The following is a 25,125-nucleotide window of genomic DNA, read 5'->3' on the forward strand; positions in this document are numbered from 1 at the left end:
TATGAGAGTTTATTACTCTCATACACATCTCATACAATCTAAACTATTAGTTATTCAACAGTTACAGATTTTGCCAAGTTTCTTGGTTGATCGACATCTGTACCACGTAAAACTGCCACATGATAAGAAAGTAATTGTACTGGAACACTATAAACAATCGGTGCTAACCATTGATTTACACTTGGTACATGCACGACATGTTGACGGTCTTTATCTACAATACCGCTATTTTCATCTGCAAAAACAAAAAGTTCACCACCACGTGCTTGTACTTCTTCCATATTGGATTTGAGTTTATCCAACATGTCATCTTTAGGCGCAAGAATCACTACAGGCATGTCATTATCAACAAGTGCTAATGGACCATGTTTCAGTTCACCTGCTGCATAACCTTCAGCATGAATGTAAGAAATCTCTTTCAGCTTTAATGCACCTTCAAGGGCAATTGGGAATTCAGTACCGCGGCCTAAGAATAAACAATGCTGTTTCTCTTTAAATAATTCAGATAAACGTAAGATTTCTTTATCATTTTGCAAGGTATCTAAAATTACTTTAGGAATATGCCATAAAGCAGATGTAATTTCAGTGATACGTTCAGCAGAAATGCTTTGTTTTACATGACCTAATTTCAGGGTCAATAACATCAAAGCTGCAAGCTGTGTCGTAAATGCTTTGGTTGAAGCTACACCAATTTCAGGCCCAGCAAGGGTCAAAAGATGATGATTGGTTTCACGTACCATAGATGATGTTGCGACATTACAAATGGTCATCGTGCTGATGTTGAGCTTTCTTGCTTCAGCGCGTTTTTGTGTATCGCGTAATGCTGCCAAAGTATCTGCTGTTTCACCAGATTGAGAAATACAAACATACAAGGTATTTTCAACAATCACTGGTGAGCGATAACGGAATTCACTGGCAATTTCAACCTGACAAGGAAGATCAATCAGTTGCTCTAACCAATATTTTGCAATCATTCCTGCATGATAGCTGGTACCACATGCTAGCACTTGCACTTGTTTCACATTTTTAAAGTCAATTTCAGCACTTTTTAAGAAATCATCACGTAATGCATTTCCATTCAAGGCTTGTGAAATGGTTTGTTGAATGGCTTCTGGTTGCTCATAGATTTCTTTGAGCATGTAATGCTTATATTCGCCTTTTGAAGCATTGCTAATCGTAGCATCCAACTCTTTGATTGGGTGATCTACCAACTGACCATTGGCAAAAACTTCAATGCTATTACGAGTTAAACGTGCAATTTCACCTTCTTCAAGGTAAATAAAACGATTGGTTACTGGTAACAAAGCCAATTGGTCAGAGCTGATAAAGTTTTCACCAATACCCACACCAATCACTAATGGAGAGCCTTCACGGACTGCAATCAATTCATCTGGATGATCAGTATGCACAATACCTAAGGCATAAGCACCTTTGAGTTGAGGAACCACTTGTTCAACAGCTTTCAATAAATTCGGTGTCGATTTCAAGGCTTCGTGTACAAGATGGGCAACGACTTCAGTATCTGTCTGGGAAGTAAACACATAACCCAATGCTTCAAGATCATCTTTAAGCTCTTGGTAATTCTCAATAATACCGTTATGTACGACTGCGACATGGCCTGATATATGCGGATGAGCATTATCTTCAGACGGTTTACCATGCGTAGCCCAACGGGTATGTGCAATCCCTAATGAACCCAAAATATTAGATTCTGAAACGGCTTGTGCAAGATTTGCAACTTTACCGACACGACGTTCACGCAAAATTTGACCTTGGTCAACCAATGCTACGCCTGCTGAGTCGTAACCACGATACTCAAGACGTTTTAAACCTTCGATTAAAATATTTGTAATGCTACGTTCAGCAACGCCACCAACAATACCGCACATAGTTATATCCTCTTATTTCGTGACCTTTTGGGGACGTTGATAATTTTCTTTAGAAATTTGTTTAGCACGTTCAAATGCAAGACTATTGTCTGCAACATCATGAGTGATAACTGAACCTGCACCAGTCGTTGCACCATGACCAATTTTTACAGGTGCGACCAATGAGTTATTGGTACCGATAAAAGCTTGATCACCAATAATTGTTTTGTGTTTATTGGCACCATCATAGTTGCAGGTGATTGTACCTGCACCAATATTCGATTCTGAGCCAATTTCTGCATCACCTAAATAGGCAAAATGATTTGCCTTTGAAGCAACACCAATTGATGTATTTTTGACTTCGACAAAGTTGCCAATGTGCACTTCATTGGCTAATTGTGCACCTGGACGCAAGCGAGCAAATGGGCCGATTTGTACGTTTTCACCAACGATTGCATTGTCAAAAATGCTATAGGGCTGTACTTTTGTACCTGCTGCAATCGATGTATTTTTAATGATACAACCTGCACCAATTTCAACATTGTCACCAAAGGTACATGAACCTTCAATAATCACATTAATATCAATACGGACATCTTGCCCAACAGTGAGTTGACCACGTAAATCAAAACGTGAAGGATCAATCAAATGTACGCCTTGTTGCATCAATTGTTTGGCTTGGTAATTTTGAAATTCACGCTCTAAAGCGGCAAGTTGAATACGATCATTAATACCTTCAACTTCAAAGGCTAATTCAGGCTGAATTGAAGCGATGTCCATATCATCAGCAAGTGCCATAGCGACAATATCAGTTAAATAATATTCACCTTGAGTATTGTCATTGCTAAGTTTTGGTAACCATTCATGCAATTTAGCATTGCTGACGCAGTAAATACCTGTGTTGATTTCTTTAATTTGACGTTGTTCTTCAGAGGCATCTTTATGTTCAACAATGGCTTGGATTTTACCGTCTTTGCGGACAATACGACCATAACCCGTTGAGTCTGAGAGGGTAAGTGTGACTAAGCCAATACCCGTTTCAGTTGAAGCATCAACTAAACGTTGTAAGGTGCTTTGTTGAACGCATGGTACATCACCCGAAAGAATGAGTGAAATTCCTTCTTGTGGTAATACAGGAAGCGTCACTTTGACTGCATGACCTGTACCCAATTGCTCAGTTTGTTCTACCCATTTTATATTTTCAGTTGCAAAAGCATTTTGAACTAAAGCACCGCCATGACCAAAGATGGTAATAATATTTTCAGCTTGTAATTGTTTTGCTGTTTCAATTACATGACCGAGCAGTGGACGTCCTGCCAAAGGTTGAAGAACCTTGGGTAAACGAGAACGCATACGCGTTCCTTTACCAGCAGCAAGAATGATCACAGTCGTTGACATAACACACCCTACAGTTTGGCTTAAGCCATTTTAAAATATAAGTAAATTAATATACAAATTGCTGCCCAAAATCCAGCAATAATATCGTCAAACATGATGCCAAAACCGCCATCAACTTTTTGATCAATAACACGGATTGGCCAAGGCTTCCACACATCAAATAAACGGAACAATGCAAATCCAACCAGTACCCACATCCAGTTCATCTGACCGAAATAGATCAAGGGCAAAAATGTGATGGATTGTCCTGCAAATTCATCCCAAACAATTCGGCCATCATCATGGACATGAATAATTTCAGCAGTTTTACCGCAGATCCAAATACCCACGAGGGACATCACAGCAATCGCTAATATGGAGCCATAAAAGCCAATTGCAAGCCAAATTGGAATGAACAGTAGCGCAAATGCGGAACCAAAAGTTCCCGGTGCTTTGGGTGCTAAGCCTGAACCAAATCCAACACCGCAGAACACAATAATGCGTTCAGACCATGTCATATTTTTAAAGACAATAGGAGGTTTATGCAAAGTGTTGATACCCTTGAAGTTGAAGTGGATGATCTAAGCCATCTTTTTCAAATATTAATTCGCATCGTTGCGTAATTTTACCGATGATTGTAGTTTTCACGTTAGGTTGTAATTGCAAAAGTTTTTGGTAGTTTTGCATACTTATTGTAAAGCATAACTCATAATCATCACCACCAGCTAACGCATATTTCCATTGTTCTTGTTCAGGCAATGCTTTGAGGGCGTCATCTATAGGCAGTAATGCAAGATCTATACGTGCCCCAACATTGGATGCTTTTAGAATATGGCCTAAATCTTGAGCCAAACCATCTGAAACATCAATCATACTTGAAGCCAGACCTTTGAGCATCTCGCCTAGTTCACAGCGAGGCGTTGGATAGTCTAAGCGCTGTTGTAATGGATATCCTAAATGTTGTAGTCCAAATGCAGCATCGCCTACAGTACCGCTGACAACGATTAAATCATCAACTTGCGCACCAGAACGAGGAATGGCTTTGCCTGTTTCAATCCAACCCAATGCAGTGACACTCAGGGTTAAATGAGGACTTTGTGTAGTATCACCACCAATTAAACGTACCCCAAATTGATCGCAACAATCATATAAACCTTGGCTAAAACCTTTGAGCCAATCATGATCAATTTGGGGTAGGCTCAATGCCAAGAGAATACTGTGTGGTGTTGCACCCATGGCAGCAATATCTGAGAGATTTACAGCAACAGATTTCCAACCAATCGCGTGAGCTGAAGTATTGGAAGGGAAATGTCGTCCTGCAACGAGCGTATCTGTGCAGATCACCAGTTGATGCTGTGGAGGCGGGGTGAGCAGGGCTGAGTCATCTCCGACACCTAAATCAACATCACTGTGTTGTTGACGATTGAAATAGGTATCAATAATTGAAAACTCAGCCATGATCAAACAACTTATTTCGCTTGTTGTTTTTCTGCTTCACGAAGCTTAGATGCTAAACGGTCTAATACACCATTGATGTATTTATGACTGTCTGCGCCACCGAAATGCTTTGCAAGTTCGATCGCTTCATCAAGTACAACACGGTACGGAACTTCAAGATGATCTTTCAGTTCATATGCGCCTAAACGCAATGTTGCAAGTTCTACACCATCCAATGCACTGAGCTCACGATCAAGTACAGGAACGAGTAAAGCATCCAATGCTTCATGATTTGCAATCACTTGGATGAGCAACTCATGGTAATAGCCGAGATCCACTTTATGCATGGCATTTTCAGCACGAGTACGTGCTTCAATTTCATGCACTGGGTTGTGGCTCATTTGCCATTCATAAATCCCTTGTACAGCAAAACGACGTGCTTTGCGCTTAGCTGCATAAGTAGCTTGGAGTGTTTGCGACATGCTTTAAATTGCCTTTAACAGGTTAACCATTTCAATCGCAGTAAGGGCAGCTTCACCACCTTTATTACCTGCTTTTGTACCAGAGCGTTCAATCGCCTGTTCAATACTGTCCGTAGTCAATACACCATTAATTACAGGTAAGCCAGTATCTAAACCAACAACACCTAAACCTTTGGCACATTCACCTGCAACGAAGTCGAAATGTGGTGTACTACCACGAATCACTGCGCCAAGTGCAATGACAGCATCAAAATTACCTGATGCTGCTAATTTTTTAGCAACAACGGGTAGTTCCCATGCACCTGGTGCATGAACGACAGTGATATTATCGTCGCTTACACCATGGCGATGCAATGTATCAATTGCACCTTCTAATAGATGTTCAACAACAAAGCTGTTAAAACGTCCAACTAAAATCGCGTAACGGCCTTCGCTCGCGAGATGTAATAAACCTTCAATTCGGCGAATCGCCATAGCAACCTCGATGATTTTACAAAAATTATTGATCGGCAGTGATGTATTCTACTACTTCTAAATTAAAACCTGATAACGCATTAAAACGTAATGGTGAGCTGAGTAGCTTCATTTTTTCAACACCTAAATCACGTAAAATTTGAGCACCTACACCAATCGTTTGATATTGTTGTGATAATGCTGCATTTGATTTGGTTGGCTTAGGTTTACCAAGTGACTCTAAAGCAGGGCCTAAATCAGATAAATGGCGTTGTCCGATCCAAACCAAGACGCCACGATCACTATTGGCAATGGTTTTAAGCGCTTTATCTAGGTTCCAAGCTGGCTCGCCATCCTGCTTATTCAGCTTAAGTAGGTCACGAATAGGGTTAAAGCCATGTACACGTACAGTGGTTACGCCGTCTTTCGGTTCACCTTTCACTAAAGCCAAGTGAATATCTGGATTGCCTACTTCACGGTAACGATAGAGATCAAAAGTACCATATTCAGTATCAATGCTTTGCTGATCTAAACGTTCTACAGTTTGCTCATTGGTCATTCGATAGTGAATGAGGTCAGCAATTGTACCCATTTTCAAGCCATGCTTTTCTGCAAACACTTCAAGATCTGGACGACGCGCCATAGTGCCATCATCATTGATAATTTCACAAATCACTGAAGCCGGTTCTAAACCTGCTAAACGCGTTAAGTCGCAACCTGCTTCGGTATGTCCTGCGCGATGTAAAACACCACCTGGCTGTGCCATCAGTGGGAAAATATGTCCTGGCTGAACAATATCTGCAGGTTTAGCATGTGCCGCAACAGCAGTTTGAATGGTATGTGCACGTTCAGCCGCAGAAATACCAGTAGTAATACCGTTTGCCGCTTCAATCGAAAGTGTGAAATTGGTTGCGTGTTGTGCACCATTTGCATCGACCATCAACGGTAGATTTAATTGTTGGCAACGGTCACGACTAAGCGTCAGACAGACAAGACCACGTGCATGAGTGATCATAAAGTTGATGTCTTCAGGACGTACGTGTGTCGCAGCAATGACTAAATCGCCTTCATTTTCACGATCTTCATCGTCCATGAGGATAACCATTTTTCCTGCACGGATATCTGCTACAAGCTCTTCAACTGTATTAAGCGACATCAAGCTTCACCTTTTTGTTCTGTCGTGTGACATTTTCATTTAATTCATCGTGACATAGTTTAACGTGTTTTTACGTATTTTGCCTATGCTTATCATATTGCATTACACTACATCGTTATACACAAGTTGATAGGACTATGAAAAGACAAGAAAAGTGGGTACGGGTATTATTTGAATATAGAATAAACATTCATTCATTTTTGAAAATTTCAAACCATCTTATGTGAAAAGTATATAAATAAAAACAAACCCCTACTTTCACTCAGAAAATAAGGGCTATATTTTTTCTAAACAGACTTTAAATTTCTGAAACAGAATCAGAAATTACGGCATTTTTTTTACCTTTTAGAATTTCGGTGCGAATGCTTTGAGCCAGTTCGGCACAATCATTGCTCATCCCATTGATCATAAATGAATGGCGAGTTAACACATTGCTTGGATTTGGTAATGCAACCAATTGATAACAATCATCAATATGTTTGAGTTGATCATTGCTTAGGTATAATGCCATTTCTTTAGCAATCAAATGATTCGCTAAACGTTCAGCTGCCTGTAAAGCATCCAATTGCATCGCTTCAACCGCATTTGTTACAGCACAACGAGTTTGTAAAACAAAACGTTTATCTTCACGATAGCGTTTGTAGAGTACTTCAGACAGTAATTGGAACACTGAACCAATCATCAAAATACATTGAGCAGCATCGGGTTTTTCAGCATCGATACTAATTAATGCGCCGTTTTGATTGAATTCCTGATGAATGGTGAAATCTTTAGAACTCAATTTGAAATGTTGTGCACTGAGCTCAATACTTTTATTCAGGAAAATTTGGCAAAGTTTAAAATATGGGACTGAAACAGATTGATTGACCGTATTCATCAATTGTTTTGGATCATAATATTGAATATTCAGTGCCAATACGTCTTGATTATTTTCAATTGGAGCAATCGTCGGTTTAGGTTCCACTTTGACTTTTATTGGGTTTTGCTGAGCTTGGGCCATTGCAATACTACGATTGGCTTTTTCAGCTTCAAGTGCTTCGGTGAGCTGTTGAATTTCATGCTTCAAACGTGCTTCGTTATTGATACGTGCTAAATATTCGCTACGTGTCGGACGAGCAATAGCGCGATAAGCTAACCATAAAAATGCATGGATCAATAATGACACTAAAATAGCTAGCCATTGAGTCCGTAAAATTTCACCAATGCTTGGTTTAATTAATGTGATTTCAATGGTGCCAACTTTCTTTTCATTTTGCAGTGCATCGCGGACAAACACTTCACCCTGACGGGTTTTTGCCATACCACTGGTTGCCAAGACTTGTTTTTGCGCATCTAAAATACGTATAGAAGCTACACTAGGATTAGTCGCATAACGATTTGCGAGAAGTGCCAATGAAACGGTATTGGCTGGTTCAAGTTCGGCAAGGCTGTCAGTGACCAATTGGCTAGTCATTAACTGACCTTGACTCGCACGGTTTTCATTTAACTGATGTGTTGTTGCAACTACCAATAAAAAGGTATGAAATGCAAAACTTACAATGAGTAGGCTAGCAAATAGCCCTTGTCTTGGCGCATTCAACTTAAACTTCCAAAGAAAATTATAGGGATTATTAACAGCCCCACATCAATATCGATTATGATTCTCACAATAGTTGTAGCTCTGACTTGAGTCAATTTATGCGAGAAATCATTCTTATATCATTTTTAGGTCCTGACCAACCCAATCAGTTTACTCGATTAATGCAAGTGTTGTCCGTACATTCTTTGCAAATATTAGATGTTGGGCAGGCCGTTATTCATAATCAATTGACTTTAGGTATTGTTGTTTCATCAAACGATCAAACAGCAACAGCTTTAGCCATGAAAGATATCCTTATTTTAGCACATGATATTGGTTTAACTGTTCGCTTTAAACCTATTTCAGCGACAGAATACGATCAGTGGGTGAGTGAAGGTGGAAGAACACGTTATATCGTGACTGCCTTAGCGCCTGAATTGACAGCAGCACATTTACAAGCTGTAACCAATATCGTTTCAAGTCAAGGTTTTAACATTGAAACGGTGACTCGATTATCTGGTCGTCCTGAGCGTGATGGAGAGCAAGAAGGGCCTAAGCGTTCATGTGTACAGTTTGGTTTAAGCGGTCAAATGCTTGATGCACAAGCGATGCGTGCTGCATGTTTAAGATTGTCAGCAGAGTCGAGCATTGATGTTGCTGTGCAAGAAGACAATGCTTACCGTCGTAATCGCCGTTTAGTCTGTTTCGATATGGATTCAACGTTGATTGAACAAGAAGTGATTGATGAGTTAGCAATTGAAGCAGGTGTCGGGGATAAGGTTGCTGAAATTACTGAACGTGCAATGCAAGGGGAGTTGGACTTTCAAGAAAGTTTCCGTGCTCGAGTAGCGCTGCTAAAAGGTTTAGATGCTTCTGTATTACCTAAAATTGCTGAGCGTTTAACTGTAACGGAAGGTGCAGAACGTTTAATTTTGACACTAAAATCACTGGGCTATAAAACTGCTATTCTTTCAGGTGGTTTCCAGTATTTTGCAGAATATTTGCAAAATAAATTGGGAATCGATGAAGTACATGCCAATGTACTTGATGTTGAAAATGGTGTAGTTACAGGCGTGGTCAAAGGTCATATTGTTGATGGTGCACGTAAAGCATTATTACTGACTGAACTGGCTGAAAAAATGGGTATTTCGCTCGAACAAGCCATTGCTGTGGGTGATGGTGCAAACGACTTACCAATGCTTTCAATTGCAGGTCTAGGCGTGGCATTTCGTGCAAAACCTTTGGTTCGTCAAAATGCCAATCAAGCCATTTCAAGCGTTGGTTTAGATGGTGTGCTGTACCTACTCGGTGTGCATGATAAAGACCTGAATAGGGCATAAATCGTCATTAGCTTATGACAAGATCATGACAAAATAGCGGCTAAGGCCGCTATTTTTTATTGAAGAAAGAATAAGGTCTATATCATAAAAGTTAAAGAAAACAGCTCGATAAAAATATGTGTCATTCAATTGAAAAAAGTTTTTTCGTATTGAAGATCGCGTGTATTTTTTTGTAATGACACTGCAAGAGTGATGGCAATTAGATTGTGAGCAAAACAGTATTTTTAAAAAATGTAATGACAAATGAATGTTGCGACAAAGTGTGTCGTATTGCTGAAAAACAGCCCTTTTCTTCTTATAAAAACCATACATAATGCAATGCATAAGCTTTTATAAGATTATTTAAGAAAAATTATAAAGCTTGGAATTGTTGTGAAACACCATTTAGACGGTATAGAGAGACATCATTTTGACGGAGGTTTTTATGGTATCAGCGACATTTGCAACACTCATTGGATTTGGTCTGATTGCTGCAGCGTTGGCTACTGTTTTCTTTTCCCCTTACCGTCATTGGTTGGGTTTCATGTTTGCGGGCATGATCTTCTGGGGAGCGCTAGAATCGATTCGTTATAGCGTACAGAACGTTTTTGAAATTTCGATGGCATATAGTTACCTAACAGCCATTATGCTCGCGATGTGTGCATTGATTGCATTGCTACTACGTGAAGATAACCGTGCTCAGAAAGCACTTGCAAACCGCCAATACATTGAACATACACCCGTGTATGAAGATGAGTAAGTAAAGTTATTTTTTAAACAAAAACACTGACTTTAATTACACGAAAAAACTGAATCTAGACATTCAAAGGTATATCGAAATGATATACCTTTTTTTGACTTTATATTTTGTTCTGAAAGCCGTGTCTTAGAAATGACAAGTTATGCTACGATGAGCAAATTCAAATCTAATTTAAAAACAACAGGCTTAAATGTCATGAAATTTTCTTCAATTCCAGTTGTGAAGTTACCGATCGTAGATGCAAGTACAGATCCTTTAGATCTTCTTGTGTTGGGTTTAGCACTTCGTATGAAGCAATTGGCACGTACCAGTCCAAAATTTATCGAATTGACGCATGATCGTCAGTTCCGTATACAAATTGGTACAGATTTAGGTGTAGCTCGCCAAATTATCGTAAACAATGGTCAAATTGATACTGTTTCAGGTGCTGAGAGTAAAGCTGATTTTATTTTACAATTTGCGGATAGTGAGCAAGGCGTAAAAACGTTGGTCAAAGGCGATCCAACTGTATTTATGACAGGTATGCAAAATGGCAGTATTAAAATGGAAGGCGATTTCAGCCTGTTGGTGTGGTTTAACCAAGTAGCGAAACTGATCCCACCTAAAGTGCCAAAACCAGTGAAAGATAAAATTAAATTGGCACGTCAATTCTTAAAAGAAAAGACAGGTCGCTAAGATTTAACTGTTAAAAAAGCCCATATTGGGGTAACACTGATCAGTTAAGAGTAATTTAATGATTACTCATTTAAGAATCTCCCCTAACCCCTCTTTAAAAAAGAGGGGTACTATTGAGAATCTAAAGTAATTTTAGATTCCTTACGCAGTTGCTCATCACTTCTTTAAAAAGGGGAAGAGCATAGCTTCGCAAGGGGGAAGATTTAACAATGTTTAACTGACTGGCATTACATCATGGGCTTTTTTATTGCTAAAAAACTGCTCAATGCATTATTCAACTTCTAGATTAAAAGTGACTGGTCCATCATTGACCAAATGAACTTTCATGTCTGCGGCAAAAATACCTGTTTGTACATTTTCAAATTGTGATTTGGCATACTCAACCAATAGTTCGTAGAGCGCTTTGGCTTCTATGGGAGGCATTGCAGGACCAAAATCTGGGCGTAAACCTTTTTGAGTTTGTGCCATCAAGGTAAATTGTGAAACCAATAAAATTCCGCCAGCAGCTTGATTGACATTCCAGCCCATTTTGCCATCGGCATCATCAAAGAACCGATATTTTAAAATCTTATCAATCAATTTTTTACCTTTTTCTAAATTATCTTCTTTGCCAAGCCCTAGAAAAACTAAAATCCCGTGTTGGATTTCTCCTGTTGTTTCTCCATCGACAACAACTTTGGCTTCAAGAACTCTTTGTAATAATGCGCGCATATAAAGACTAATATAAAAACAAACAAAACAAGTTTACCAAACTCAGATTGTAGATTTCATATTTAATGCTGAGAAAGATAGAAAATAGATGACTATTAAAGCCTTAAAAAGAATATGGTTTTATTTTCCAGATTAAGTTATGCTAAATCAGTGTTAAATTTTCAGAAAGACATTGATGGATTTAAATCTTGTCTTGTAATAATAAAATGATAATTATATTATCATTTTATGTTAATAATACGATAGAAAAGGTTATGGAAAATAAAACTGCAAGATTGACCATTTTGATTGATCCTATAAAAAAAGAAGCTTTTGAAGAGTTATGTAGTCAACAAGATTTAAAACCTTCACAAGTCGTTCGACAGCTTATTCGTGAGTATTTAAATACACATGGTGTAGATTATGCAACGAAGTTGAAAAATAGCGTCCAGAATCCATCGAAAAAATGATGTTAAAAAAAAGCCATCTATGAAAGATGGCTTTTTTGGCTCATATCAAAAATTATGAGAAATCTAATTCTTTTTCAAAGATTTTTAACTCATGGCGAGCCATCGCAAGATTTGACTTTTGACGGTCTAATACAAGATAGAGGAACAATTCATTATTGCGGTCTAATGGACGCAATACATGGTACTGCTTGCCTAGTGTAATCAATATATCTTCAATATTATCTTTTAAATTTAAAGCATTCGCTACTTTTCGTTTTGCTCGAATGACTTCTGTATTCCCCGCCGCTGCAAGTTCTAAATCTAATCCAGAACCTACCGCAGATAAAGATAAGCCACTTGTGCTATCAACCAGTGCAGCAGCAATTAATCCATCAATTTCAGTTAACGGGTTTAAGTCTAATTTAGCCATTGTTATTCTCCATACCAACATGAGTTATTGGGTAATATTATTAATTTTAAAGTGAATAATATTACTTTTTATTTGAAATTGGATAGTAATTTAAAACAAATATAATTTCAATAAATGTTAATATTAAATTATTAAAGATGAATTTTATTATCATATTATTATAATGTTTTGCATTGCATAATTGAAATCATTATTTTTTTGTTAAAATGATCAGAAAAATGAATAAATGACGTTGGATGTTATGCAACAATGGATTCAGTTATTTATAGTGAATGAAGAACATTCCGAACGGATAGGCTATGCAACCCATAATTCAATCTTTGCTTGATACCGATTTATATAAATTCACAATGTTACAAGTGGTTTTACACAAGTTTCCTCAAACGCATAGCGTCTACCATTTCAGATGTCGCAATTTAGACGACACTGTGTATCCACTTACAGATATTTTGGATGATTTAAATGATCAACTTGATCAATTATGTACTTTAAAATTTCAAGAAGATGAATTGACCTATTTACGCAGCTTGCGTTTTATAAAAAGTGATTTTGTTGATTATTTAGAATTATTCCAATTAAAACGCCGTTTTATCAAAGCAGGAATAGATGCAGAAGGTCGTTTGGACATTTGGGTTGAAGGGCCAATGGTTCAGGCGATGATGTTCGAAATTTTTGTACTGGCGATTGTCAATGAGCTTTATTTCCAACGTATTCGTACAGATGCTGTTCTCAATGAAGGTGAGCGCCGTTTACAGGCCAAAGTTGAATTGTTGAAGCAATATGCAAAAGACCTAAAACCGAATGATCCACCATTGCTTATTTCAGATTTTGGTACTCGACGCCGTTACAGCCTCGATTGGCAACGCCATGTGATTCAAACTTTCCACCAAGCTGCACCCACGGTTTTCCGTGGTACCAGTAATGTTTTGTTGGCAAAAGAACTCAATATTTATCCAATCGGTACGATGGCGCATGAGTTTTTACAAGCTTTTCAGGCACTTGATGTGCGGTTACGTGATTTTCAAAAGTCTGCACTAGAGACTTGGGTACAAGAATATCGTGGTGACTTAGGTATTGCACTCACAGATGTGGTGGGAATGGACGCATTTTTGCGTGATTTTGATTTGTACTTTGCCAAACTCTTTGATGGTTTGCGCCATGACAGTGGTGATCCGTATGAGTGGGGTGACAAAGCTTATCAGCACTATCGTAAACTCAAAATTGATACTAAAACCAAGATGCTGACTTTTAGTGATGGTTTAGATTTAGAGCGCGCTTGGAGCTTGTATCAATATTTTAAAGATCGCTTCCAAGTCAGTTTTGGAATTGGCACCAATTTGACCAATGATATGGGACAAAAACCGTTAAATATCGTATTGAAACTGGTGGAATGTAATGGGCAATCTGTAGCGAAGATTTCAGATAGCCCGGGGAAAACCATGACGGATAATGATACCTTTTTGGCATATTTGCGTCAGGTCTTTGAAATTCCTGAACTTGCTGAATAATTGAAAATTCATAGCTGATTTTTTGCTAAAGGAAAGTAAAAAATCAGCATATTGGTAAAAAACACTGTGATAAGATCATTTTATACATGGTCTTAAATTAGAAAAATCGTATGACTGCAACTGCGTTTAACTTCGGATTGCTTATAGAAGCGGAACAGATTGTGCCTTTTTTAGGGCATGAATTACTTAGAATCGTTGATCTGAGTCGTCGTTCAGTCTACGAACAACTACATATACCACATGCAATTCATCTAAAACCTCAACTATTGGTACGTCAAGAAGAGCAAGCTTCAGGTTTATTACCCGATGAAGCAGGTTTGAATGCTTTGCTTGAGTATTTAAATATTTCACCAGATCATCATGTTGTGGTGTATGACGATGAAGGTGGTGCATGGGCAGGACGTTTGATTTGGAATTTACATTGCCTTGGCTTTAAAAATGTCAGCTTGTTGAATGGCGGTATTCATGCATGGTTAGGTGCAGGCTATCCAACGTCTTCAGAGGTTGAAGAGCTCATAAAAGTTGCGTCATTGGTTCAAGTAAATTTAGACCATATCGATCAATATCGTATTGAATATCCACAATTATTAGAAAAAGTGAATCAGCAATCCATCCAGCTTTGGGATTGCCGTACAGATGATGAATATACGGGGCAGCGCTTAGCAGCTAGACGCGGCGGTCACATTCCAAATGCCATTCATTTCGAATGGAGTAGTGCTATTAACCGTCAAAATCATTTAAAATTGCATCCATTAGAACGCACGCAACAACGTTTAGAGCAATTAGGCTTTCAACTGGATCAACCTGTGGTGGTATATTGTCAGTCACACCATCGCTCAGGTTTGGCTTATATTGTCGGTCGATTACTGGGTTGGAATATCCAAGCCTATGATGGTGCGTGGAGCGAGTGGGGCAATCGCCTCGATAGTCCAATTATTACTGGAGAATCACCTGCGTGAGTCTTACATCGAAGTTAAAAAAACAAATTTTTATTCAAGCGCAAAAAGTTATTCCACAGCAACAACTGAGTCGTGTTGTTGGTAAGGTTGCAGCAAGTGAAAACCCTATTGTAAAAAATATCGCAATTCAAGCTTTTAAAGCACAATATGGCATTGATCTTTCAATCGCTGAACAAACAGATGCGCTTAAATATAAATCGTTTAATGAGTTTTTTACTCGTGCGTTAAAAGACGGTGTACGTGAAGTTGATACAGATCCCAAAAGTATTGTTTCTCCAGCAGATGGAGCGATTTCTCAGCTGGGGAAAATTGAAAATGGTGATGTTTTTCAAGCCAAGGGTCAAAGTTTCTCCGTTGAAAAGTTAATTGGTGATCCGCAATTAGCAGAGCCGTTTAAAAATGGTCAATTTGCTACGGTTTATTTATCACCACGTGATTACCATCGCGTACATACACCTTTTGCAGGAACGTTGACTGAAACGTTATATATTCCAGGTGAATTATTCTCTGTGAATCAAACCACTGCGGAAAATATTCCGGGTTTATTTGCTCGTAATGAACGTATGGTTTGCTTATTCGATACTGAATTGGGTCGTATGGCTGTAGTTTTAGTCGGCGCAATGATCGTTGCGGGTATTGAAACTGTTGCAACAGGTAAGGTGAAACCAACAGGTCGTTTAGAGTTGAATCATCATGATTTAAAATTGGCAAAAGGCGATGAGCTTGGTCGTTTTTATCTAGGTTCAACAGCAGTTGTTTTATTTGAACAAAATAGAATGGATTGGGATGCGCAATTTAAAGCGAATTCGGTTGTAGTGATGGGTGAAGCTTTAGGGCATACGCTTTAATCCGTTCTTTATTCTTAAAGTCTTGATTTCATAAAGCACTTTTCCTTGCGAAGCGTGCTTTTTTACTTTTTAGAATAAATCAAAGCGTCATCGCATTAAAATAAGACAATTTTAAAGCTTGTGCATCGGCTAAGGCATTGTGTGGCTGTTGTGATGCGACATGAGCATTACTTTCCTCCATCCAAAGTTGCATTTTTAAGGGAGGTATAGTTAAGCATCTTCCAGCAGAAACAATTAAACTACGCGAAAACAGAGCAAAATCTTCTGGCCAATCGGCAATAATTTCAACAGTATCATATTGATTTAAGAATTTTTGTAGCTGTTTCTGAAATTGTTCTAAAGAAATAGGTGTTTGATTTAAAATAGGAAGAACATGCTCAGCGACCCAAGGAATAGGGTTTTGGTATTCTAAAACTTCATAGAAATATTGATTATTTTCATCAATCAAAGCCAAAGAAATCAGTTCTCCACCAAAGCCATTAAACTCACAGTCTAAAAATAATTTCATCGGCTTATCCATTTCACTTGAAGAAGCTTAACCTGCAAAATCAAGACGTTCTTTAGGGAAAACAACTCTAAATGTGGAACCTTGATTTTCTTTTGAATCAATTTCTAAGTAAGCATTATGTTGCATTAGCACATGTTTGACGATGGCAAGTCCTAAACCTGTTCCACCAGTTTGGCGGCTACGTGCACTGTCTACACGATAAAAACGTTCAGTGAGACGAGGGATATGTTTTGGGTCAATACCAATCCCTGTATCTTCAACGGTGAAATAGCCGTGCTCACCATCATCATGCCAACCGATCGTCACAGTACCACCTTTCGGTGTGTATTTAATCGCATTGGTGATTAAGTTACTAAAAGCACTGGCAAGTTCAGCATCCGAGCCAATCAAATCGCAATGACTGTCAATGTCTAGGTTTAAAGTATGTCCATAATCGACATTATAAGCTTGCGCATCATCAAACAATTGATTCATTAAATTTGGCATATCAATGATTTGGTTTTTTGCGATTTGTTTATTGCCTTCAAGCCGTGATAACAATAGCAAATCATTCACCAATGCATTCATGCGACGGGTTTGTGATTGCATTTGTTCAAACGCACGTTTCCAACGTGGATTTAAATCCTCTTGATCAGTAAACGTTTCGATATAGCCGCTTAGGACGGTTAATGGTGTACGTAATTCATGTGAAATATTATCAACAAAGTCTTTACGCATTTGTTCTAGGTTATGCATGCGTGTGACGTCATAAGCGACCACTAGGCGGCTTTCACTACCAAAACGAGTCAACTTAATTTGTACATAATGTTCTTCATAAACCGATGATTTAATTTTAATACCATCGGGTGATTGGTCGATATTATTAAAATATTCAATAAAGCTGGGTTGGCGAATGATGGTTAAGATATTACGGCCACGATCCAGTGGTTGAATACCTAAAAGCTTTTCAGCAGCAGGATTCCACCATTCAATTTGGTGCAATTCATCTGTTAATACAACGGCTTCGCCCAAGGCAATTAAAGACGATTGCGCTCGATCGATTAAGCCAACCATCTCTGCTTGTACAACACGTTCTTGTCGTTGTGCTCGATACACATTAAAAAGTAATGCGCCCCAAATGCCTTCTAAATTGGGTGGAGAATCATAAGGTCGATTCGAAATCCACTCATTCACAAGATATAAAGAATGTAATTGGAAGATAAAAAACACAGCAAAAGCAATGGATATACAAATCCAAAAGTACCCGATTCCTAAACCGATAAAGCCTCCAATGACCAATAAAAAAACCAGTAGGCGTAAATCTTGTTTAGCAAAAGTCCATAAACTGCTGTAACGAAACTTTTGGTGTTCGCGAGCAAGATCAGGGACAGGGTAGGGTTCATACATAAAAAATAATTTAACCTGAATAAAGCATTAGCCTAAAGCAACATCTGCACGCGTCGAAAAGCGATAGCCAGTTCCACGTACAGTTTGAACATAACGGTCAGCACCATAAGGTTCAAGCACTTTGCGTAAACGACGGATATGTACATCGATAGTACGGTCTTCGATATAGACGTTACCGCCCCAAACTTGGTCAAGAAGTTGGGCACGTGTATAAGCACGTTCAGGATGGGTCATAAAGAATGCCAATAAACGGTATTCTGTTGGTCCCATTTCTAAAATACTATTACCAAAACTAACACGTTGACTGACTGGATCTAAAATCAAGCCATTGGCATCAATGGTTTTTTCGCCACTGAGTGCATTGGCACGACGCAGTACGGCTTTGATACGAGAAACCAATTCACGAGTCGAGAACGGTTTGGTCATATAATCATCTGCACCAGCGTCAAGACCTTGAACTTTATGGTCTTCTTCACCGCGTGCTGTCAGCATGATTACGGGAATTTCTGATAAATTTTCATCACGTTTAAGACGACGACATAGGTCTACGCCACTGACGCCACCCGGCATCATCCAATCTAATAAAATTAAAGAAGGTCTTTGATCGACAATCATTTGATGTGCTTGTTTTGCATCTTCAGCTTGTAAACACTGAAAACCTGCCATATCCAATGAGGTATGGATCATCTCTCGAATTGGAAGTTCGTCATCGACGATTAATATATAGTCATCTTTCACAACGCAATATCCTATGTATGAACGGTATACCGTTTTTTATTTATGACAGGCTTATTACAAAGATTAATTATGACAGTATCATTGCAAAAAAGGGATATGAACTGTTTTTTGCAAAAAAATATGACAAAAAATAGCAAACTCAATGCATCATCTATGACAATTTAAATCGAAAAATCCTGCGAAGATGAAAGATATGGTGTTTATTCATCTTCAAATCAGCATTTTTAACAGTTTGATGACAAGTTTATTTTGATAGCAATATTATTTTCACATTACTTCTGTGCAAAAGTATCGATCAATGAAATAAAGACAATTTCACAGGCTGTTACGATTTCTTCTAAAGATTGTTTAAATCCACCCATGACCCAACGCACAGCGATTTGAGTGACATAACCATTTAAGCCTGTTGCAACCAATGAAATCTCTCGTTCACTGCGGTCAATATGTGGCAGCATGAGCATCACAAATGCATGAATCATACGGTCAAAGCGCCCCATGGTTTCCTGTATGGTGGCATGATTATGTAGCTCTTGAACCAACATGGCATCGACATAAATAATTCGTGCAACACGTGGATCATCTTTAAGCATGGTAAATAAAGCAGTAAGACCCGAATGAATCATGTTTTTAGGCTCTGGTGCGGCCTGCATAACTCCTTCCATCACTGTTTTTTGTAATTTTTCAATTAGTTGTAAGAAAATAGTTTGGAACAGCTCTTCACTCTTTTTAAACGATTCATAAAAATAACGTTCAGTGAGCTTAGCCTCAGTACAAATATCTTTCACGGTAACAGAAAAGAAACCGTGATTTCCGTAGGCTTCAATGCCTGCTTCGATTAACTTTTCACGACGTGCAAGCTTCCGTTCAGTCAATGACATACCTTTAAATTGACGTTCATTGGCTGTTTTCTTTATTGATTTTTTTTCAATGATCAGTTGCTCGGTCATAGAGGTTAATTGCTCGTATTATAAGGTGATTGTCCTAAGGTGACTTTATTTTAGCAATAAATGCTCTTGAAACCTATTTTAAAGCTTTTGTATAAAAAAACATCGCTCAAATGATAATATAATATTTGACAATAGTGATTGTCAAAATTATATTGAATATCTGAACGGCACATCATGAAAATTGTGTACAGATTTTAAAAAAGGATAAACAATGAAAAATTTTAAAAACAAAGTCGCTGCAATTACGGGTGCAGGCTCTGGTATGGGACAACAACTTGCTATTTTATTGGCAAAAGCAGGCTGTCATTTATCGATTAGTGATGTGAATGAAAAGGGTTTAGCAGAAACGATTGAACTGGTTAAGCCTTATAACGTTCGTGTAACAAGCAAGAAAGTCAACGTTGCCAATGTTGAAGAAGTGAGAGCATGGGCTGCTGAAACTGAGCAAAATCATGGTTCAGTGAATATGATTTTTAACAATGCAGGTGTGGCATTGGGTTCTACCGTTGAAGGCGCAACCTACGAAGAACTTGAGTGGATTGTGAATATTAATTTTTGGGGCGTGGTTTACGGCACAAAAGAATTCCTTCCATACATCAAGAAAACTGGTGATGGCCACATTATCAATATTTCAAGTTTGTTCGGTTTAACGGCCCAACCTACGCAGTCTGCTTATAACGCAACAAAATTTGCAGTACGTGGCTTTACTGAATCATTACGCCAAGAATTAGATATGGAAAATTGTGGTGTGTCTGCACTTTGCGTACACCCAGGTGGTATTCGTACCAATATTGCCAATGACGCACGTATGAGTGACAGCATTCGTTCATTGGGAATGAATCCAGACAAATCTGCAAAAGTATTTAATAAATTATTACGCATGCCACCAGAAGAAGCTGCTCAGTTAATGCTTGATGCGGTACTGAAAGATAAACGCCGTTTATTGATTGGTAACGATGCAAAAACTTTAGATTTGATTCAGCGTATTTTACCGACGGGATATCAAAAACTGACAGGTTTTGCGACAAAGTTTAGTAAGAAATTAGAACCAAAAGCTTAAATTCTAAATCCTCCCCAACCCTCCTTTTTCAAAGGTGAGGAGCGTGCTCCGCAAGGGGGAGGATTTAAAGCTGAATTGTATAAAGATTTCTTCGGGTCTTTTTACTATTTAACGTCAGTTCGGGATAAATTCTGATGTAAGCTATTGAAAAGATAGATCATGCACAGCGGAGTCTTACCGTTTAAAGTAGCCAGATGCAAGGATTAACCTGAGGCATATATGCCGCAAGGTCTTGCACTTCGCTTGAAATATATTTCAATCTTGTTCAGGTTCGACCTGAGAGGTATTACCTCGCAAGGCTTTCGGGATGAGTGGCACTGCCACGCAAGGGCAAAACTTGAGCTGTGATTAAAGCAGCGCAAGAGTCGCCAACTCGACAGATACTATCAAGTACTTAATATATCGCAAAAACAGTACATTGCAGATCTTGCGGAATATATTCCTCATACCTCAAACAATGCGACTGACGTTTCCGCGTATCATATAGTTGAGAATATACTTATCTCGAGTTCAGGTTATTTAAAAAACCATTAAATCAAAACTTTAATGGTTTTTTTCTTCCATACAAATTGATAATACAGTCCTTGCATGAGACATAGACTAAAAAATGTTAATGCAAGTGCATACCAAATACCTTGTAAGCCAAACCAGTGACTAAATAAATAAGCACAAGGGATTTCAATAATCACAATGGCTAAGATATTGAGAACCAAAGGAACATTCACCGTGCCACTGGCTCGCATGATCGATGCAAAAATTGCACTTGCTCCGAAAAATAAAATTGACCACAGTACAATAAATAATAATTGTTGCCCTAATTCAATGACGGTTGGATCTGTAATAAACAACGCCATTAAATATTTTGAAGCTAAGTAAGCCAAAAGGACTAAACCACCCGTAATCGCAATATTGCTTAATAAAGCTGTTTTGGTCACTTTGGCGAGAAGTTCAGGCTTACCTGCACCAATCGCCTGAGCGGCAAAAATAGAAGCTGCAATCGCAATAGAAAGTGCAGGAAATTGAATATAATTCAGGACTTGATTGACTGCACCATAAGCCGCAGTTGCGTGTGCACCATATTGGTTGACCAAACCAATAACCACCAGTCCTGCAACCGAATTTGTGACCATTTGGATCCCTGTCGGAATGCCTAATCTTAAAATAATTCGACTTAATTCAGGGTGATGACGAATATGTCCGATCAAATTCGCATCAAGTCTAAGCACATGATTTTTCTTATTTAAATAAAGATAAAGAAAAATCAAGACACCAATAAACCCTAAAGTACTCGCGATAGCGGGAGCAACAATCCCCATTTTAGGAAAACCAAAATACCCACCGATTAAAATAGGCGTGGTGATGACACCGATGATAATGGTTAAGCCTGATGCAATGAGCGGTGTAGTGCTGTCGCCAACACCACGCAAAATAGACGTATAAGTGATGTAAATGAATAAGAACGGGCTACCGAGCAACATCCATCTCACATAAGGTAAAGACAGGTGCATGATCTTCGGATCTATGCCTAAGTGTAATAAAATGTGCTTTGAGAAAAATGCGCCGACAAGCGCAATGATTGTTCCGCCAATCAGCGTCATAAATAATAATGAGCCCACAATTGTGCGGACTTTTTCAACATTTTTTGCCCCCCAAGCTTGCCCGACCAATACGGTTGCACCTGAAGATAAACCAATTACAAATGCCAACAGCAGAAACAAGATTGGAAAAAAGACAGAAATAGCTGCAATCGCATTTACACCCAGCATTTGTCCGACAAAAATTGTATTCACAGTACCCGACAGGTTTTGCAAGATATTGGTGACAATCAATGGGCCTAGAAAGATTAAAAAGGCTTTCCAAAACTGTGGGTGATCAATCAAACTTTGACGTGCTGGCATTTATATTTCTATTGTCCAATTTTTACATTTATTGCTTTCACGACAGTAACATAGATCTCAAAAAAAGCCTGAGTATTTGAGTAACTCAAGCTTGTTATTTATTGTCAATGAAGACGCTTTTGAAAGCTTTATTCCACCTGATTTAAAATCTCACAAGCTTGTAACAACGTTTCATCTTTTTTGGCAAAACAAAAACGAATTAAACGTAAATTTTCAGGGGCTTGTTTATAGAAAACTGAAACAGGAATCGCCACAATTTTATGTTCTTCTGCCAAAAACTTACACATTTCAACATCATCTAAATCTGGGCGAATAAGGTTGTAATCTACATTTTGAAAGAATGTGCCTTGCGATGGAATTAAACGAAACTTTGAATCTTGAATGCCTGAAATAAACAAGTCTCGTTTACTTTGATAGAACTCAGATAAGCCTGCGATATGTTCAGGATGTTGTTGCATATAAGTGGCTAAAGCCATTTGTACAGGTGTGACGCCACAAAAGTTGGCGAATTGATACACCTGACGAAAGACTTGCATTAACTGCGGTGAGGCAACGCAATATCCTGTTTTCCAACCTGTGACATGAAAGGTTTTTCCAAAAGAACCCACCACGAAACTACGATCTCTTAATTCAGGAAATGATAGAGCTGAATAATGTTGTGCGCCGTCATAGATGAGGTATTCATAAACTTCATCGGACAATACAACAATGTTTTTATCTTGAATCAGTTTAATTAAATTGAGCCAATCTTGTTTTGACCAAATCGCCCCAGTTGGATTATGTGGTGTGTTTACAATCACCATACGGGTTTTATTGGTGATTGCAGATTTGACTTGATTCCAATCGACACAAAACTCAGGTGCATTTAGTGGGATATGAATGGCCTTTGCCCCAACCAATTGTACGCTTGGCGCATAGCTGTCATAACTTGGGTCGAAAATAATGACTTCATCTCCTGCATGTACCATCGCTTGTATCGCTGAAAAAATAGCAATGGTCGCACCCGCAGTGATGGTGATTTCGGTGATCGGGTCTAGTTTTAATTGATCTCGATTTAAAAAAAGCTGTGCCAATTGTTCTCTTAACGGAACTAAGCCATCTCCAGCTGCATATTGGTTATAACCTGCTAATGTGGCATCACTTAAAGCTTTTAGTAAATCAGGTGGAGCAGGGAAGTCTGGAAAACCCTGCGATAAATTTAATGCGCTTAAGCGTTGTGCCATTGCGGTCATGGTACTGAAAATGGTGACGCCTTGTGCAGGAAGTTTAGAATGGATTTCGATCATGACCAGACAAGTTCTATGAATATGTTAGAGGTAGTTTAACAGGTCGTTTTTAACAGCAAAATAGGATGTAGTGGTTGGTTTGTTGAATAAGAGGCTTTGTCATTTATAATTAAAAAGATGATGGAATGTATGTTTTTAATGTTTTGTTACATATTATCTTTTGAATGAGTTTAGCTGATATTTGCATAGTTGTATGGTAAGTTGCAGTAATGATAAGGGGTACAGATTGATTTCGCATAAGCGCCATTATGTTAAATGGCATCAATATTCGAGAAATTTTCTTTTATACTAAATGAAAATTTATGATATTTAACTCAACTTATGAATCCAATAATAGACACAATTTTAAGAAAAGTAGATAGCTTAAAGCTTACTCAAGATTTTTTCTTTGTGATGAATAAAACCATTCGATTAAGGTATTCAAATGTTTACGAAACAGATAAGAAAAAATTCAAAAATTTAGGAAATGCTGAAAATGATATTTTCCTTGAAATACTTAACCTTATGGATAGTGATGAATTAGATAATGGCATCTACAGTTATTATTCTATTGATAAAAAAGTAATACATCATACTGATTACAATCCTGAATTATTTTGGGATGATGCAATGGAGTTAATTCTATATCAAACTTATGGGGTAACGCCATTTGATACAGAACGAAAAGCTCAATTAGAAGAGAGCCTTTCACAAGAAAAAATAAAGAAAACGCTTGTATATACTTGCCATCTTAATTTAGTAGATCAGATAGATTTTTTACTCTCAAAAAAAATAAGTAAAGGTGAGTTAAATAGGGATCTTAAAGGTGTAGGAACTCCTTTAGGATTGAGCATTCAGGAAAATAATACTGATTTAGCTAAGAAGTTATTAGAACTTGGTGCAGACCCAAAGAAAAAATCATTTGCATACACACCACTTGAATTGGCATTTAGATATTCAGATGAAATGGTATTTTATTTTTTTGAGCATTTTAAAGAGTATTTTATTAAGACAGTGACACAAAAGGGCTTAGCTATTGCTGGACTCAATCAGAATACTGAAATTTATAAATTACTGATAGATTTAGGTTGTGACCCACTAGGTAAAGATCCGGTTTTCCAAATGCCACATGTTTTCGTAGATTATAATAATTTATACGGATTACAGTTCTTAACTGAATATGGAATAGATATGAAACATAAAAATAAATACAAGGAAACAGCATTTGAAAGAGCACAGAAACAAGGGAAAATTGAACTAATAAAGTACCTAGAAGCTTTTAATTAGTTTCTCTAAAATTAACATAATACAGATTATCCGAAACAAGAGATGTTAGAACCCATTTAAAGTGTCT

At 38.1% G+C, this 25,125-nt stretch carries 25 protein-coding genes; 9 read left to right on the forward strand and 16 right to left on the reverse strand.

The genetic code is table 11. The annotated features are described in order from the left end of the window. Nucleotides 1-50 precede the first annotated feature (50 nt). The 8 genes from glmS to CDA10_RS15790 form a co-directional block, all read right to left on the reverse strand. Nucleotides 51-1,889, reverse strand: coding sequence for a glutamine--fructose-6-phosphate transaminase (isomerizing) (gene glmS, locus CDA10_RS15755; protein ID WP_089606522.1), 1,839 nt, complete (start codon nt 1,887-1,889; stop codon nt 51-53). Between the two features lie 12 nt (nt 1,890-1,901). Continuing rightward, the gene (gene glmU / locus CDA10_RS15760; protein ID WP_089606523.1) at nt 1,902-3,266 is read right to left on the reverse strand and encodes a bifunctional UDP-N-acetylglucosamine diphosphorylase/glucosamine-1-phosphate N-acetyltransferase GlmU; all 1,365 of its coding nucleotides are present in this window, start codon (nt 3,264-3,266) and stop codon (nt 1,902-1,904) included. Between the two features lie 20 nt (nt 3,267-3,286). Next, nucleotides 3,287-3,763, reverse strand: coding sequence for a phosphatidylglycerophosphatase A family protein (locus CDA10_RS15765; RefSeq protein ID WP_167374979.1), 477 nt, complete (start codon nt 3,761-3,763; stop codon nt 3,287-3,289). A gap of 22 nt (nt 3,764-3,785) precedes the next feature. After that, nucleotides 3,786-4,703, reverse strand: a complete 918-nt coding sequence (thiL, locus tag CDA10_RS15770) for a thiamine-phosphate kinase (RefSeq protein ID WP_089606525.1) — start codon at nt 4,701-4,703, stop codon at nt 3,786-3,788. 11 nt (nt 4,704-4,714) lie between these two features. Continuing rightward, complete coding sequence (gene nusB / locus CDA10_RS15775; protein ID WP_089606526.1) at nt 4,715-5,164, reverse strand: transcription antitermination factor NusB; 450 nt, start codon at nt 5,162-5,164, stop codon at nt 4,715-4,717. Between the two features lie 3 nt (nt 5,165-5,167). Next, on the reverse strand, nt 5,168-5,638 hold the full coding sequence (gene ribH, locus CDA10_RS15780; protein ID WP_010112227.1) for a 6,7-dimethyl-8-ribityllumazine synthase: 471 nt from the start codon (nt 5,636-5,638) through the stop codon (nt 5,168-5,170). A gap of 25 nt (nt 5,639-5,663) precedes the next feature. Further along, a complete protein-coding gene (ribBA, locus tag CDA10_RS15785; RefSeq protein WP_089606527.1) occupies nt 5,664-6,773 on the reverse strand; it encodes a bifunctional 3,4-dihydroxy-2-butanone-4-phosphate synthase/GTP cyclohydrolase II in 1,110 nt (369 codons plus the stop codon). 298 nt (nt 6,774-7,071) lie between these two features. After that, nucleotides 7,072-8,352 (reverse strand): hypothetical protein, encoded by a 1,281-nt coding sequence (locus CDA10_RS15790; protein WP_089606528.1) that lies wholly within the window; start codon nt 8,350-8,352, stop codon nt 7,072-7,074. A 98-nt stretch (nt 8,353-8,450) separates the two neighbouring features. On the opposite strand from CDA10_RS15790, the gene serB reads away from it, so the two are divergent. The 3 genes from serB (at nt 8,451) to CDA10_RS15805 (ending at nt 11,085) form a co-directional block, all read left to right on the forward strand. Next, a complete protein-coding gene (gene serB / locus CDA10_RS15795) occupies nt 8,451-9,671 on the forward strand; it encodes a phosphoserine phosphatase SerB (RefSeq protein ID WP_089606529.1) in 1,221 nt (406 codons plus the stop codon). Nucleotides 9,672-10,095: 424 nt separating this feature from the next. After that, nucleotides 10,096-10,410, forward strand: coding sequence for a ciprofloxacin tolerance protein AciT (aciT, locus tag CDA10_RS15800; protein ID WP_089606530.1), 315 nt, complete (start codon nt 10,096-10,098; stop codon nt 10,408-10,410). A gap of 195 nt (nt 10,411-10,605) precedes the next feature. Beyond that, a complete protein-coding gene (locus CDA10_RS15805; RefSeq protein ID WP_089606544.1) occupies nt 10,606-11,085 on the forward strand; it encodes an SCP2 sterol-binding domain-containing protein in 480 nt (159 codons plus the stop codon). A gap of 270 nt (nt 11,086-11,355) precedes the next feature. Here CDA10_RS15805 and dtd read toward each other — a convergent pair whose 3' ends face one another. Continuing rightward, nucleotides 11,356-11,796: a D-aminoacyl-tRNA deacylase gene (gene dtd, locus CDA10_RS15810; RefSeq protein WP_089606531.1), complete on the reverse strand. Its 441-nt coding sequence runs from the start codon at nt 11,794-11,796 to the stop codon at nt 11,356-11,358. 254 nt (nt 11,797-12,050) lie between these two features. Between dtd and CDA10_RS15815 the strand changes: the two genes are divergently transcribed. Then, the gene (locus CDA10_RS15815) at nt 12,051-12,245 is read left to right on the forward strand and encodes a CopG family transcriptional regulator (RefSeq protein WP_089606532.1); all 195 of its coding nucleotides are present in this window, start codon (nt 12,051-12,053) and stop codon (nt 12,243-12,245) included. A gap of 52 nt (nt 12,246-12,297) precedes the next feature. Here the strand turns inward: CDA10_RS15815 and CDA10_RS15820 are convergent, their stop codons facing one another. Beyond that, nucleotides 12,298-12,654 carry a roadblock/LC7 domain-containing protein gene (locus CDA10_RS15820; RefSeq protein ID WP_089606533.1) on the reverse strand — a complete coding sequence of 119 codons (357 nt, stop codon included), beginning with the start codon at nt 12,652-12,654 and terminating at the stop codon, nt 12,298-12,300. A 299-nt stretch (nt 12,655-12,953) separates the two neighbouring features. Between CDA10_RS15820 and pncB the strand changes: the two genes are divergently transcribed. From pncB to asd, 3 genes are all read left to right on the forward strand, one after another. Then, complete coding sequence (gene pncB, locus CDA10_RS15825) at nt 12,954-14,162, forward strand: nicotinate phosphoribosyltransferase (RefSeq protein ID WP_089606534.1); 1,209 nt, start codon at nt 12,954-12,956, stop codon at nt 14,160-14,162. 110 nt (nt 14,163-14,272) lie between these two features. After that, nucleotides 14,273-15,121, forward strand: a complete 849-nt coding sequence (locus CDA10_RS15830) for a sulfurtransferase (RefSeq protein ID WP_089606535.1) — start codon at nt 14,273-14,275, stop codon at nt 15,119-15,121. Then, a complete protein-coding gene (gene asd, locus CDA10_RS15835; protein WP_089606536.1) occupies nt 15,118-15,969 on the forward strand; it encodes an archaetidylserine decarboxylase in 852 nt (283 codons plus the stop codon). Before CDA10_RS15830 ends, asd begins: the two co-directional genes overlap by 4 nt. Nucleotides 15,970-16,048: 79 nt before the next feature. Here the strand turns inward: asd and CDA10_RS15840 are convergent, their stop codons facing one another. The 4 genes from CDA10_RS15840 to CDA10_RS15855 all read right to left on the reverse strand — a co-directional run bounded on the left by CDA10_RS15840 (nt 16,049) and on the right by CDA10_RS15855 (nt 19,548). Further along, nucleotides 16,049-16,477 carry a hypothetical protein gene (locus CDA10_RS15840; RefSeq protein WP_089606537.1) on the reverse strand — a complete coding sequence of 143 codons (429 nt, stop codon included), beginning with the start codon at nt 16,475-16,477 and terminating at the stop codon, nt 16,049-16,051. 27 nt (nt 16,478-16,504) lie between these two features. Further along, on the reverse strand, nt 16,505-17,863 hold the full coding sequence (gene phoR / locus CDA10_RS15845) for a phosphate regulon sensor histidine kinase PhoR (RefSeq protein WP_089606538.1): 1,359 nt from the start codon (nt 17,861-17,863) through the stop codon (nt 16,505-16,507). A gap of 27 nt (nt 17,864-17,890) precedes the next feature. Further along, on the reverse strand, nt 17,891-18,601 hold the full coding sequence (gene phoB / locus CDA10_RS15850) for a phosphate regulon transcriptional regulator PhoB (protein ID WP_010112248.1): 711 nt from the start codon (nt 18,599-18,601) through the stop codon (nt 17,891-17,893). A 272-nt stretch (nt 18,602-18,873) separates the two neighbouring features. Continuing rightward, nucleotides 18,874-19,548: a TetR/AcrR family transcriptional regulator gene (locus CDA10_RS15855; RefSeq protein ID WP_089606539.1), complete on the reverse strand. Its 675-nt coding sequence runs from the start codon at nt 19,546-19,548 to the stop codon at nt 18,874-18,876. 211 nt (nt 19,549-19,759) lie between these two features. Between CDA10_RS15855 and CDA10_RS15860 the strand changes: the two genes are divergently transcribed. Continuing rightward, a complete protein-coding gene (locus tag CDA10_RS15860) occupies nt 19,760-20,608 on the forward strand; it encodes an SDR family NAD(P)-dependent oxidoreductase (RefSeq protein ID WP_089606540.1) in 849 nt (282 codons plus the stop codon). 530 nt (nt 20,609-21,138) lie between these two features. Here the strand turns inward: CDA10_RS15860 and CDA10_RS15865 are convergent. Further along, on the reverse strand, nt 21,139-22,506 hold the full coding sequence (locus CDA10_RS15865) for an MATE family efflux transporter (RefSeq protein WP_089606541.1): 1,368 nt from the start codon (nt 22,504-22,506) through the stop codon (nt 21,139-21,141). Between the two features lie 128 nt (nt 22,507-22,634). After that, nucleotides 22,635-23,792 carry a methionine aminotransferase gene (locus CDA10_RS15870; protein ID WP_089606542.1) on the reverse strand — a complete coding sequence of 386 codons (1,158 nt, stop codon included), beginning with the start codon at nt 23,790-23,792 and terminating at the stop codon, nt 22,635-22,637. A 321-nt stretch (nt 23,793-24,113) separates the two neighbouring features. Here CDA10_RS15870 and CDA10_RS15875 point away from each other — a divergent pair, with 321 nt between their 5' ends. Then, the gene (locus tag CDA10_RS15875; protein ID WP_089606543.1) at nt 24,114-25,058 is read left to right on the forward strand and encodes an ankyrin repeat domain-containing protein; all 945 of its coding nucleotides are present in this window, start codon (nt 24,114-24,116) and stop codon (nt 25,056-25,058) included. Nucleotides 25,059-25,125 lie beyond the last annotated feature (67 nt).

It is taken from the genome of Acinetobacter piscicola, from assembly GCF_002233755.1.
Taxonomy (GTDB): domain Bacteria; phylum Pseudomonadota; class Gammaproteobacteria; order Pseudomonadales; family Moraxellaceae; genus Acinetobacter; species Acinetobacter piscicola.